General features: G+C 44.0%; 10 protein-coding genes. 6 read left to right on the top strand and 4 right to left on the bottom strand.

From position 1 onward, the window contains the following. Positions 1 to 354: 354 nt before the first annotated feature. Complete coding sequence (locus H2O73_RS12580; protein ID WP_182109207.1) at positions 355 to 1,929, top strand: methyl-accepting chemotaxis protein; 1,575 nt, start codon at positions 355 to 357, stop codon at positions 1,927 to 1,929. 144 nt (positions 1,930 to 2,073) lie between these two features. On the opposite strand, the gene H2O73_RS12575 is transcribed toward H2O73_RS12580, so the two are convergent. The 3 genes from H2O73_RS12575 to hflX form a co-directional block, all read right to left on the bottom strand. Next, positions 2,074 to 2,481 carry a hypothetical protein gene (locus H2O73_RS12575; protein WP_182109206.1) on the bottom strand — a complete coding sequence of 136 codons (408 nt, stop codon included), beginning with the start codon at positions 2,479 to 2,481 and terminating at the stop codon, positions 2,074 to 2,076. Between the two features lie 144 nt (positions 2,482 to 2,625). Next, entirely contained in the window at positions 2,626 to 3,132 is a 507-nt protein-coding gene (locus H2O73_RS12570) for a DUF3087 domain-containing protein (RefSeq protein WP_182109205.1), read from the bottom strand. 256 nt (positions 3,133 to 3,388) lie between these two features. Then, positions 3,389 to 4,726: a GTPase HflX gene (gene hflX, locus H2O73_RS12565; protein ID WP_182109204.1), complete on the bottom strand. Its 1,338-nt coding sequence runs from the start codon at positions 4,724 to 4,726 to the stop codon at positions 3,389 to 3,391. Positions 4,727 to 5,062: 336 nt separating this feature from the next. Here hflX and H2O73_RS12560 point away from each other — a divergent pair, with 336 nt between their 5' ends. Beyond that, on the top strand, positions 5,063 to 6,448 hold the full coding sequence (locus tag H2O73_RS12560) for a tryptophanase (protein ID WP_182109203.1): 1,386 nt from the start codon (positions 5,063 to 5,065) through the stop codon (positions 6,446 to 6,448). Between the two features lie 67 nt (positions 6,449 to 6,515). On the opposite strand, the gene H2O73_RS12555 is transcribed toward H2O73_RS12560, so the two are convergent. Next, the gene (locus H2O73_RS12555) at positions 6,516 to 7,772 is read right to left on the bottom strand and encodes an adenylosuccinate synthetase (RefSeq protein WP_182109202.1); all 1,257 of its coding nucleotides are present in this window, start codon (positions 7,770 to 7,772) and stop codon (positions 6,516 to 6,518) included. 145 nt (positions 7,773 to 7,917) lie between these two features. Here H2O73_RS12555 and H2O73_RS12550 point away from each other — a divergent pair, with 145 nt between their 5' ends. The 4 genes from H2O73_RS12550 (at position 7,918) to H2O73_RS12535 (ending at position 14,012) form a co-directional block, all read left to right on the top strand. Then, complete coding sequence (locus tag H2O73_RS12550) at positions 7,918 to 8,805, top strand: LysR family transcriptional regulator (RefSeq protein WP_182109201.1); 888 nt, start codon at positions 7,918 to 7,920, stop codon at positions 8,803 to 8,805. A gap of 176 nt (positions 8,806 to 8,981) precedes the next feature. Then, positions 8,982 to 9,830: an ABC transporter six-transmembrane domain-containing protein gene (locus H2O73_RS12545; protein ID WP_182109200.1), complete on the top strand. Its 849-nt coding sequence runs from the start codon at positions 8,982 to 8,984 to the stop codon at positions 9,828 to 9,830. 4 nt (positions 9,831 to 9,834) lie between these two features. Continuing rightward, positions 9,835 to 10,944, top strand: coding sequence for an efflux RND transporter periplasmic adaptor subunit (locus H2O73_RS12540; RefSeq protein WP_182109199.1), 1,110 nt, complete (start codon positions 9,835 to 9,837; stop codon positions 10,942 to 10,944). Then, the gene (locus tag H2O73_RS12535) at positions 10,941 to 14,012 is read left to right on the top strand and encodes an efflux RND transporter permease subunit (protein WP_182109198.1); all 3,072 of its coding nucleotides are present in this window, start codon (positions 10,941 to 10,943) and stop codon (positions 14,010 to 14,012) included. The genes H2O73_RS12540 and H2O73_RS12535 overlap by 4 nt, the downstream gene beginning before the upstream one ends. Positions 14,013 to 14,047 lie beyond the last annotated feature (35 nt).

Raw genomic sequence — 14,047 nt, 5'->3', positions numbered from 1 at the left:
CCTTCCTGCAGGAAATAAATACAGGTTGCCCCAATTCTAAGTCATTGTTCAACTAGATATTTGTACATTAAACGCAATCAGATTTGTGCCTGTGTCACATTTAGTTACAGGTATGAGACGTTCGTCTTGTAACTTCGACCTTTTTTGATCTGTGGCAAAGTTTTGACTATGCGCTGTTAATGTAGAATGCTGGAATATTGACACCAATGTCAGTAATTTGTCGCGCTGTATGCGTTTTCTATTTCCGTTCCTTTTCTAGTGTAATGCTTTGGCTTTAATCATTGATATTGCAAGGTTATGGAATAGGCATACCGCGCGAAAGTTAGCCTCAATCAAATATCTAAGAAGAACGACATGATAATAAGAAAACTTTTGCGAATTTTCGGTTTTAAGAACATTCAATCCCAACTACTCGTTATTAATATGGTGATACTTGCATCAGGCATCAGTGCAATGGTGATTATTTACTCGGGGATGGAAGCTGACGCAGCAACAATTAATATGGCAGGACGTCAAAGAATGCTGTCACAAAAGGTGGCGAAAGAAGTATTACTTGTACAGTCAGGAGCAGAACAACCAGAGATGGTGAAGCAAACGATATCGTTGTTTGAGTCTTCAATGCAACACTTGTTAAATGGCAATAAAGCGCAAGGCATTGCTTCGCCGATGACTCTGGAAATTAGTGACCAGCTAAAGAAAGTTGAATCTTTGTGGGTTAAATATCGCCAAAATCTTTCCTTAGAAGAACCCTCTTCAACCGATCTTAGTAAAGAACTTCAAAAGCAGTCGGTGATTATTCTCACCGAGATGAATCGTGCTGTACAAATGATGGAAGTCGCAAGCAACACCCAAGTAAAGAAAAACATGTACATTACTTTAGGTTTAATGTCCTTGTTAATGTTGCTTTCAAGCTTTCTTTATATCTTTACTCAACAGTCGTTAATGAAACCACTACTGCCACTACGTGAAGCATTAAAAAAGTTTGCCAAAGGTAACCTGACTTGCTCTTTACCTGAAAATGATAGCGGTGATGAAATTAGCTCTCTTTATGCGGACTACAACGAAGCGCGAAAAAATTGTTCTTCAATGATGAAGCAAATTATCCAATCTAGTGAAGAGTTAAGCACATCAAGTACGCAACTTGAAGTCGCTGCAAAAGAAAGTGTTGCCGGAATAGAACAGCAGTATAGAGAAATTGAGCTTATCTCAACAGCAATGAGCGAGATTACCGCGACGGTTCAAGATGTGGCTGCAAATAGTGCCAATGCCTCTAAAAATACGAATCTTGCTCAGCAAGAAGCGGTTCGTGGCCGTAGTGTCGGTGAAGATGCAGGTCAAGTTATAGGAAAACTTAACGACAACATTCAATCTGTAGGAGAAGTCATCAATACTCTAAATACGGACAGCATGGATATTAATAAAGTTTTAGAAGTGATCAACGACATAGCGTCACAAACTAATTTATTAGCGCTAAACGCTGCTATTGAAGCTGCGAGAGCCGGCGAAGCTGGACGAGGCTTCGCGGTGGTCGCTGACGAGGTACGTAATCTTGCTGTGCGTACGTCGAGCTCAACCAAAGAGATCCAAGAGATAGTCGCGAATTTGCAAGCGCAAGCTCAACAAGCTGTATTTGCCATAGATGCGAGCCAAAGCCAGGCAAATATTGGGGTGGAGAGTATGCAACAAGCAGACATCGCTCTTGAGGGCATTGTTGATGCCGTCGCTTCAATCAATGAAATGAACAATCATATTGCGACTGCAACAAGAGAAGAAAGTACGGTAGCTTGTGATATTGAACAGCGAATTCTTCATGTTGCAGACTCTTCGCATGTAACCCGCTCTCACGCAATAAACAATCAAAAACTGGCCGTTCACTTATCTGAGATTGGGAATAAATTACGACATCATACGGGGTGTTTTCAAATTTAAAGCAAGACCATATCAGAGATCTTGGTGGTTAATCCGTCGTAAATTTGGTGGTCAAGATACTGACAACAATCATATAGGCGGATTCGTTTGTACGTTACGCCATTCTGAACAAGGTAGATACTCGACGCATGATTTGCTGGGTATCTACTTTTTTTTACTTTGCTGAACTAAAATTTCATGCCACGCGGTGTTACCGTCTCGCTTGCTTACATCATATTCTGAGCAAAACTGAGATATTGTCATGTTGTTGTCTCCCGTCGCGAGCTTCAACGCTAACTCTACTTGCTGAAGCTTACTTTGAAGACGCAGAATTTGACCAGCATTGGGGCTTTTTTCTTTCGCATACTTTAAGGCAGCATGCTTGCGCTCTGCTGCGCCAGCCCGACGATCGGCTTCACCAAGTAGAAACCTTAGTTGACCGACACTTTTTCCCTTTTTAAAAGCAGGGGTAAGCAGCTCGACACAATCATCAAATGATGGATTATGAATGTATGGGTCGATTTTATGAGCTTGTTGGCGCATCCACTCTAGCGCGAGTTCTTCATCTGACATAATGCAATCTTTACGACAAAAATTGCCGTTATACTATCGTTTATTGGTAAATCCCTGCAATACCAGATTTATTGGGCTCAGAAACGAAGACAAGATCAAAACGAAGTGATAACGCACATTGCATCACGCAAGTTGCGTGAAAAATTAGAAGGCTTTTAACAGCCCTGAATGATAGCTGCTGATATCCAATTCAACATTGTACTCTTTAACCCAATTATCGAGCTGTAATTGCGCATCATTTAGATTACTTAAGGTAATCGTGTTGTCATCAAGTTGCCATAATTGGCGTGACCCTTCATAACTAAACTGAAGCGCTAGCATGGCATCTACATTTCCCTGTTTTGCTGCCGCAAGTAACTTTCTATTTTTTCTATAGATCAAATTAAGCGCCTGTTTTAAATCCCATACATAAGCCACTTCGTGCATTTTTGGGTGTGTTTTCAATTTGAGCAGGGTGAAGACCAAAATAATTGCACTCGCTACAACACCGAGTAAGTTCCAATAAAAATGTGAACCAAACTCAGAAGGGAAAAGCTGTATCAATACCTGGGAAATAGCTAAGCTCGATATCGCTAAACTGGCGATACAAGCAACAATCACAATGTTTAAACGCGAACGATAGAGTTGCTTATCAATATTTTTTAGTTGCATTAATAGTCCATTATTTTACAGCGTTCTTAAATCACACAGACAGTGTTAGTAGTCAAGTATTATACACATTTCAATAACATGAATAGGCAATACTTTATTGCAAAACATTAAATCTTAGAGCCAAACCGAGGTGTGTATGCTTATCAAAATCCCGCCAACCGAGCGTCTGCGGGATAGATCCTCCAACAAAAAAATGTCGAGACTACGCTTACAAGCTCTTTAACTTACAAACTCTTTTACTTACAAGTTCTTTTACTTACAAGCTCTGCATGCGCTTCTTTAACCTTGCGAGGTCAATCGCACTTGAGCGTACCGTTAATTTGATATTCTCATAATCGTACTCTTCCTTAGTCACACTCATGCTAGAACGAATGTCACCGATGACTCCATTGGCGGTATAAGGCACGATAATTTCTTCTTCAATCATTCCTTTCTCTGCAACACCTACGATGTATTTATGCAGCTTTTTGATATCAAGCGGATCGCGTGTTGAAGTGAGCATGGCATCAGGAAACTCTTCCATCAGCGCTTGCTGCTGTTCTTCACTCAGACGATCTGATTTATTTAGCACCAACAGCTTTTCACTGCCTTCAACACCCACTTGTCCTAATACATCATGGACCACATCAAGTTGTGCGCGGAAAGATGGGTCAGAGGCATCAACGACATACAACAGTAATGAAGCATCGTGGGCTTCTGCCAATGTTGAATGGAAAGACGCGACGAGATCGTGTGGCAGTTTTTTAATAAAACCAACAGTATCTGAAACTAGAATTCGTGGTTGAGTAAGAGGTTGTAGTGCACGGACCGTGGTATCAAGTGTCGCAAACAGTTTATCTTCACCCACTACTTCCGTAGCCGTAATCGCACGCATCATTGACGATTTACCGGCATTGGTATAACCAACTAGGGCAACACAAAAAAGCTCAGAACGTTGTGTGCGTCGGTTTTTTAACTCACTCTGCACGCTGACTAATTCACGTCTAAGATCCGCTATTTGGTCACGTACTTTACGGCGGTCTAGCTCTAAAGATGTTTCACCCGCACCCTGCCCCATTTGGCGCTCTTTGTCACCACTCGCCGTCTCACGCAAGCGTGGCACTAAGTAATTAAGGCGAGCAATTTCAACTTGTAAACGCGCCGTTCGGGTACGTGCGTGACGGCTGAATATTTCAATAATGATGCCTGTACGGTCAAAGACTTCGACACCTAAATGACGCTCGACATTACGCATCTGAGATGGGCTTAAATCGCAATCGAATACCACGACGTCAGCGCAAGCAAACGGCAAATCGTCTTCAGGGATATCATCTAAATCGGTTTCGTCAAAAAGCTCATCATATTCAACTTCTTCAATTTCACCTTTATTGCCCGTTAATTGGGCAATTTCAGCCAACTTACCCGCACCCAATACATTGAGTTTTTGAGTTGAATTTTGTTTTTGCGACTGTGTCCCAACCACCTTAAACCCAAGGGTTGTCACTAAACGAGCAAGTTCGGCTAAGGATTCTTTCGCCTCATCACCTTTAAATTCCGGAGTGGTAATTGAGATAAGTAAAGCGTTATTAAGTGATGCTTTTGCTGTTAGTTTCATTATGAGTCTGTTCATGCACCAAAGTGCAAACCTAGTGGTTTTTAAAGTTGCGTGATCCTACGCTGTTATGTGCCAGCTTTATAGAGTAATGAAACAATAAAGCCAAAATTCTTTTTCTATTAACAATGCGCCCCTATCAGCTACATTCAGCCCACTCTCAAAGGCGTCATGCATACTCTCTCACATCTCACTATTGAGAACTGGATCAAGTATCTTAAATGTTCTTATTAAATAACCTAGTTCAAGCTAGGTAAACGGCTTGTATTAACACTTTCAAAATAGAAAATATGCGTCTGATTATTTCCATTTCTGCATCAATATATTGGAGTGATACAAATGAGTTACCCAGCAGAACCGTTCCGAATTAAAACTGTCGAGACTGTCTCTACGATTGGTCGCGAAGTGCGTGCTCAAAAAATGGAAGAAGCTGGCTACAATACATTTTTGTTAGATAGCAATGATGTGTATTTCGATCTAATGACCGACTCTGGCACCAGCGCGATGAGTGTACGCCAATTGGCAAGCATGATGATCAAAGATACTTCGACTAACGGTATCAACGCTTGTCCATTAAAAGAGACCGTGCGTGAGTTATATGGTTTCAAACACGTTATTCCAACGCAAAAAGGCTGTAGTGCTGAAAGCCTATTGGCTAAACTTGTCATCCAACCAGGTCAATATGTACTTGGCAACATGTGCTCTACCAGCCATCGCTTTCATCAAGAGAGCCAAGGCGCAACTTTTATCGATGTAATTCGCCCAGAAGCACACCAATCAGAGCTAGTTATTCCCTTTAAAGGCAATATCGAACTTGCCAAGCTTGAGACGCTCATTGGTGAAAAAGGCGCTGACAGCATTGCTTACATTCGTCTTGCCGCCACGGTAAACTCTGCCGGTGGTCAACCCGTCTCGCTGGAAAATATGCGCGAGGTTTATCAACTAGCCAATCAGCATGGGATTAAAGTATTTTTCGACGCAACACATTGTATTGAGAATGCTTTCTACATCAAAGAGCAAGAAGATGGGTATGCAGATAAGACGATCCAAGACATTGTCTTAGAGATGCTAAGTTACGCTGATGGTTGTACCATCAATGGCACCAAAAAAGATTGTTTAATCAACAGCGGCGGATTGTTGTGTCTCAACGACGATGAACTATTTGAAGACGCCACAGACGCCCTTATGCTCTACGCTGGTATGCCGTCACATACTGACTCTGATACAGAGGCGATGCTAAATGGCATGCGCAAATCAATAGCACTTGGTTTACGTGATTCAATCAAACTAGAGCACATAGAGCACCGTGTTAAACAAGTCCGTTACCTTGGTGAACAACTAAAAGCGGCTGGTGTGCCTGTTATTGAGCCTATTGGTGGGCATGCCGTATTTCTTGATGCGAGCCATTTTTGCCAACATTTGACTCTCGATCAGCTTCCAGCACAAAGCCTTGCGGCTAGTATGTATGTTGAAACCGGTATTCGCGCCATGGAGCGTGGCATTGTCTCTGCTGGACGCGAGACTTCGGCAAACGAGCATTGTCGTTCAAACCTTGAGACGGTGCGCCTAGCCATCCCTCGCCGTGTTTATACTTACTCTCATATGGATGAGATTGCGGATAGCATTATTGAATTCTATCAACAGCGCGATCAAATCAAGGGACTGAAGTTTTCTTATGAACCAAAGTGGTTACGCTTTTTCAACGCACGTTTTGAGCCCTGCTAGCAACTAGCGCTAAATACAAAAAAGGCTGACCATCTCTGGTCAGCCTCAATTCATTCTATAGCACTGATTAACGAACGATCATCTGTTCACGGCCAGGACCTACAGATACCATCTTCACTGGTACGCCCATAAGTTCTTCAATACGTAGAACGTATTTTTGCGCCGCTACTGGTAACTCTTCGAATTTACGACAACCAGTAATGTCTTCGCTCCAGCTTTCCATATGTTCATAAACTGGCGCTAGTGCTGCTGTTTGTGGCCAAATTGGGTTTTCGCTGTGCTCACCTTCGTAAGCCACGCAGATCTTAAGATCTTTCAGCCCTGTTAGGCAGTCTACTTTGGTTAGCGAAATTTCAGTAGCCGCTTGTAGCTCAACACCGTTTTTGGTTGCGACTGCATCGAAGTAACCCATATCACGAGGACGACCTGTTGTTGCACCAAACTCGCCTGCTAGCTCGCGGAATGCATCTTGCTCTTCCATTGCGGTAATTAGCGTGCCTGTACCCACTGATGAGCTGAACGCTTTAGCTACAGCAATTACGCGCTCTGGGCGAAGTGCTGGTAAACCACTACCGATACCTGCGTACATAGACACTACATTAGAAGATGTCGTCCATGGGTATTCACCGTAAACTAGGTCACGACCCGCACCAAGTTGCGCTTCAAATAGCAGCGTTTTATCTTGTGCTTGCAGTTCTTTTAGCGGTAGCGTTACGTTGCAGATAGCGTGACGCCAAGGTGCAGAAACCTCAAGTAACCAATCCGCCATTTCTTGTGCTGTTTGCTCAAACTCAAACGTTGGGTATAACGCACGAAGCTGAGGCAGTTTCCAATCCATCATGAACTGGATACGTTCAACAAGAACGTCTGGCTGTGTTAGCCATCCCACTAAGATGCCTTTCTTCATCACGCGGTCGCCGTATGCAGGTGCAATACCTTGACGAGTTGAGCCGTATGCTTTATCGCCTAAACGCAGTTCTTCAAGCGTGTCTTCTAGAGCGTGTAGCGGCAAGCAAAGTGTTGCGCGGTCAGAAATGCAAAGGTTAACCTTCACGCCTGATTCTTCAACTTCAACAATCTCTTGAGATAGGGATGCCGGGCTGATCACCATGCCAGGGCCTAAAACAGCAATACAGTCAGGGTTAAATACGCCACTAGGAAGCTGGTGCAGTTTGAATGTGCCAAAGTCGTTTACCACAGTATGACCTGCGTTATTACCACCTTGGAAACGAATGCTTGCGGATGCTTGGTCTGCCAAATAATCAACGATTCGGCCTTTACCTTCATCACCCCAGTTTGCACCAACAACAACAATAGACGACATAATTAACTCTCCTTAAAAGCGATGGACTTATCCTAATCTTCCATTCAAAATAAGAAAAATTAATAATCATTATAACCCTGATAAGTATCTCATATGGGGTTGTATTGATATCTGTGACCTAGTTTCAACCTAATTGAGGATAAGTATGTTAGATCTCAACTGGCTCAATACCTTTGTCGTATTGGCACGTTTGGAGCACTTTGGCAAAACTGCCACTGAACTGCATATGACCCAACCCAATGTGAGTTTGCATATTAAACAGCTTGAGCAAGCAACTCGCGTTAAGTTGATAGAACGCAATCCTTTTAGGCTTACGCAAGCTGGCGAACGCTTACTGAAAAGTGCACACAACACACTGATGGAACTGCAAGTTTGTCAGGCAGAAATCAATGCAATTAACGATTTATGCCAGGGGACATTAACCATTGCTGCCAGTGATATTATCTCGCGACTGTTATTAATTTCCCCGTTTCAATCTTTTAAGAAAGAATTCCCAGGAATTGACCTTTCTTTGTTCAATACCACCTCTTCACAAGCCGCGGAATTGGTAAAAAGTGCCAAGGCAGATTTAGGCTTTGTTATTGCACAAAAAGAGAGTCAACCTCTACATTTTACTGAGTTGCAACAAGTAAAATGGTGTGCGCTAGGTGATGGCTTACAAGCATGGCAACAAGGCTTACTGACCCACAATCAAGAAGAGCCGACGCTGATCTTACTCGGTCATGATACCCGTACTCGTGACTTACTTGATCTTGCTGTGCCTATGTTGAATTTGCCGAAATATCGCGTTATGGAAGTGGGCAGTGTTGATGCACAAATAGATTGGGCAGAAGCTGGGTTTGGCGTAGCTATTGTGCCTGAGTTCTCGCTGCACCCTAAGCTTAATTTGAAAACAACCATCACCCCACTACCAGATTTCCCAACCACCAGCCTTGGCTATATTGTCAGGCAAAATCAGGTGTTATCTCGGGCAATTAAACAGCTATTGAATTGGGTAAGTGAAGAAATTGTCAGCGCACATAAGATAGAGTAACCAACAGACTGCCTCTTTTATGACAAGGCAAGTAACTGCAATACGATTTAATGCCCTGAATTGTTCACTCTAATCGCTGGTAATCTCAACATTTTTTGATACCGCAATATGAGACACTTTTTTTCTCTTCTTACACGCAATAATCGCTCCCAATAGTTTTATTCGGAGCTCTAAATGTGAACTCTCCTCAGGACATATCCCTTTCCACAATCGTCGTCGGACATAAACGAAAAATCAGCGTCACATGGTTGATGGTGATAGTCGAAAATTTGTTAATGGCTCTGCTTCCACTTTTTATTGGTTACTCAATAGATAGCCTGATGGCAGGACAATACCACGACCTAATTGTGCTCGCTGCAGTGATCACCACGTTAGTTTTTGTGGCTGTTATCCGGCGTTTTTATGACACTCGGATTTATGGTGAAATCCGAGTCAGAATTGGACTTAAGACCGATGACTTTCTTCGCGAGCACACGGTTACAACACGCAATGCAAGACTAACCATGTCCCGCGAATTGGTGGATTTCTTAGAAAATGACCTGCCTTCACTACTTACCGCAATTATACAGCTGGTCGTAACTGTAGGCGTATTGGCAAGTTTCAGTTATCTGCTTGCACTCAGTGCAAGTGTAGCCGGTATCATTATGCTGGCGATCTACGCTCTGTTTCACCGTGCCTTTATCGAGCTTAACGCCGCGCTAAACACCCAGATGGAACGTCAGGTCAACGTACTCAGCTTTCTCAGCCACAACGGGCTCTATGCTCATTTGCAAAAACTCAAAACCCGGGAAATCAAACTCTCCGATACCGAAGCGATGCTATACGGTTTAGTTTTTATAGTTCTTTTTGGGTTCGTTCTGACCAATCTAATGCTGACCACCCAACTCAATGCACCAACCGCTGGACAGCTTTTTTCTGTCGTCACTTACTCACTAGAGTTCGTCGAAGCCGCCATTATGTTGCCGGTTACGCTGCAAACATTATCCCGGTTGAGTGAGATCAGCCAACGACTCAATGTGAGGTAAATTAATGATGAAACGTATACTACCGATACTTGCTGGCATACTTTTTATCGTAGGTGCGATAGTACTGGTGATTGTTACAGAGCCAAAGCCAGTCGCCACAAAACCCATGCCAATAAAAGCCCAGCCAGTGAGTGTGGTTTCGGTCACTGCCGAACCATTTTCTCCCACACTTAGCCTTATAGGAACCTCATCGACCCGATGGCAAAGCGAATTAAGAGCACAAAGCTCAGCCAAGCTTGACTGGCTGGCACAAGGATTGGAGCCGGGAAAACTGCTCACAAAAGGGCAAGCTCTGGCAAAACTGGATACCACTATGCTTAAAGCTCACCTTGCGAAAGCAAATAGCGAAGTCAAACAAGCTGAACTGCAATTGCTTAAGGAAAATCATGAGCAAACTGTTGCCATCAAAATGCTGAGTGACAAAAAAAGCTCTTCTTACGCTCGTAGAGAGCCACAAATCGCGGCTGCAAAAGCGGCAGTAGTGCAAGCCAAAAGTACGCTTCTAAGTGTAAAACAACAGCTCGATGATGCTCGTATTACTGCCCCCTATGATGCGGTGATCCTAGCGCGCAATGTAAGCCCAACTCAGTTCGTTGAACAAGGACAGAGCCTATTTACCATTGCCTCAAGTAGAAGCCTTGATGTAAAGCTGCCGATCCCAGAGAGCCAATGGTCGTCGTTACTTGAAGCACTCCCCACCGCTGAACTGAGTGTACAAGACCGACAACATCAAAGTTGGCCTGCAAGCATTCGTTACATCTCGCCGATCGCTCAAAACCAAACACGTCAACGCGAAGTAGTGCTTAGTATCTCTAACCCTTTCCATGCCACTCATCAACTTTTGCCAAATCAACAAGTGACGGTACAAATTCGCATGCCTGAAGCTAAACAAGCAATGCAACTACCTGCCAGTGCGTTAACGCGTGATGGGGAAATTTGGTGTGTGCAAGATTCGCTACTAGTAAAAGAGAACATACAGGTACTCGAACAGAGCACGGACAATGTCTGGGTTAAATTTAACACTGAACCACAGCAGCCCCGTAAAGTGGTGATTTATCCTCTCGTTTCGATGCTGCCCGGACAACACGTAACTCCGATAGAGGTAACCCAATGAACTGGTTGACTAAGTGGTTTATCGACAATCCCGTTGGCGCCAATCTATTAATGATTGCGATTATCGCGACCGGTGTTTTATCTGTTGGGCAACTCAGGGTTGAATCCTTTCCTCAGGTTGCTCCCAGTAGTCTAGTGATCAATGTCGCCTACCCTGGTGGTACCGCCAAACAAATAGACCAAAGCATAACCCAACGAGTAGAAGAGTCTATTGCTAGCGTCCCCGGTATCAAACAGATCGTTAGTCAATCCAGTGCTGGGCTAGCAAGCATCAAAGTGCGTAAGACCTCAGCTACAGATATCGACAAATTATTGGAAGATATCCGTAACCAAGTCAATGCAATTGAAGGCTTTCCCGTACAAGCAGAAAAGCCACAGATCACGCGCGATGAATTTACCAATCTTGCGGCATTTGTCATCGTCTCTGGTCCACGATCAGATAGCCAACTTCAGCCAGTTGCCAGACAGGTTGAACTGGCACTGAAGAAAAATCCTACTATTTCCAAAGTATCGAACTGGGGCAGTCGTCAATCACTGTTAGTAATTGAACCAGATATAGACAAACTGCGCAGCCTTGGATTGAGCCTAGAAAAAATCGCACAATCGATAGAGCAAAGCTCGCTGGAAGCACGAAGCGGTGAACTAAAAAGCGCCACTGGACGCCTTATTCTGCGGGGCGATGGCTACGCTGATGACATTGAACAGCTTAAATCAATTCCACTTCTCACCACAGCACAAGGTTCAATCTATCTCGGAGATGTTGCTAACATCAAACGTGATTACTTAGAAGAAGGGGCCATTGTTCGTAACAACGGCGAAACCGCAATTGCATTATTGGTGAGTACTGCCCAGCATGACAACCTGCTTAATGTTAGCGACGCGATTGCTGAAACTCTCAATGAGCTACGCCCACAGCTACCACAAGACATTGAACTATCTATAATGGCCGATATGGCGCCCTACATCAGTGAGCAGCTTAGCCGCCTAGGCGAAAATGCCTGGCAGGGACTACTAATCGTATTGGTGCTACTTGGAATTTTCCTTGAACTTAAACTGGCATTTTGGGTAGCACTCGGTATCCCTATCGCACTGGCTGGCACTCTGGGAGCGATGCAAATATTTAATTACAGCATCAACGACATCACCCTATTCGGATTTATTCTGGTACTCGGTATTCTCGTTGATGATGCGGTCGTTGTAGGCGAGAGTATCTGTTCCCAGCGAAATAAGAGTAACAGCCCTGCCGATGCTGCTTATAAAGGGGTAAAATCAGTTTCAGTTGCTACCGTGTTCGGGATATTAACTACTATTGCCGCCTTCTCGCCGATGCTGTGGATCAACAATGAGCTGGCGAAAGTACTGGCCGGGTTTTCAGCTGTAGTAATTTTTGCGCTACTGTTCTCCCTAATCGAGAGTAAATTTATCCTTCCTTCCCACCTAACAGGAGATGAAGGAAAAACACCTAGAGTCATTAAATCAGTACAAAGCCGCGCACAAAGTGGGCTGCAACGTTTTATAGACGATGCGTACCAACCCGCATTAGAAAAGGCTATCAGCAATCAAACCGCAACCCTACTCAGTTTTTTCGCCTTCATTATTCTTGCATACGGGATGTGGAGTACGGGTGCGATACGAAGTGCAATATTCCCCGAAATACCAGGACGATATGCCACTGCCAAAATCGAGTTAGATGATGGTGCACCACTTCCACTTCAGGAGATCACATTAAATCAACTGACTCAAAGCGCAGAACAAATCGCCGCTGAACTGACCCAAGAATTCCAACTTAACAAGCCTGTATTAACTAATCTGCTTGCTTTCTCCGATGGATATGGAGAGATTGAGGTGACAGCCGAACTGAGTAATGAAGCACTGACAGCTCTTCCATCAAACCGTCTACTTGACGACTGGCGAGAACAATCAGGGTCCTTTGAAGGAGCCTATTCTGTGCGCTTTTCTGGGGCTGAATCACCAGCAGGAGATAGCCTAATCACTATTTCAGCCATGGACAGAGAACTGGCACGTAAAGCGACACACGCTCTAGCAAATAAACTCACTAGTTTACCCGGTGTATCCGATGTTTTCGACGATGGCAAAGGTGGTCAACAACAGCTCAGGGTCAAGTTAAATCAGTTCGGTTATCAGCTAGGACTGAGTCAGTATCAAATAGCAAAGCTGGTGGGTGAAGCGTTTGGTCAAAGGGAGATACATCGAATTCTACAACAAGGTCAAGAGACACGAGTGGTACTACGCTATTCAGAAATGCTGAGAAGTAATCCTGAGCAACTGTTAATGACCCCAGTATTTCTCGAAAACGGTGAGACTGTTGTTCTGGGCGATATCGCGGAACTTAAATACGAGCAAGAACCCAATGTACTGCATCGTCGAAATCGAGAGCAGGTGATCAACCTATATTGGAATCAAAACCGCCAAGTACAAGCGCCGGAGTTAACACTGCATCAGTTGAAAGCGGATATCACCAAAATCGAAACTCAGTACCCAGGCGTCTCTATTCGCGCCGCTGGAGAGTTTGAAGAAATTAATGACGTACAAGACGGTTTTAAACAGGCTATGCTGCTGACCTTATTGCTAATTTACATCCTACTGGCGATACCGCTTAAATCTTACTGGCAGCCACTGATCATTATGGCGGTGATTCCATTTGGATTTGCCGGAGCGATTTTTGGTCACGGTATCATGGATTTACCAATCAGCCTTCTCTCGATGTTTGGTATGATGGCGATGACTGGCATAGTGATCAATGATTCACTGGTGTTAATCACCCGCTTTAATCAATACTACCGCTCGGGTATGGTACTGAAACAAGCACTCATCACTGCAGCGACCAGCCGATTTAGAGCGATTTTTCTTACCACGATTACAACAGTGTGTGGGCTGCTACCTTTACTGAGTGAATCTGCGGAACAAGCACAGTACCTCAAACCGGCTGCTGTATCTCTAGTATTTGGTGAACTGTTTGCCACCACCATTACCCTGATCCTAATCCCGGTATTGCTCGGGCTCACCAATCGACGAAATGTGATATCGACGCAGACGGTAACTTCTTGAAGATATTGCAATCCCCCTTACCCATGGGCATAGTG

This window comes from Vibrio marinisediminis (genome assembly GCF_014050145.1).
Lineage (GTDB): Bacteria > Pseudomonadota > Gammaproteobacteria > Enterobacterales > Vibrionaceae > Vibrio > Vibrio marinisediminis.
Note: the sequence above shows the minus strand (reverse complement) of the source record. Positions and strands in the feature narration are given on the sequence as shown.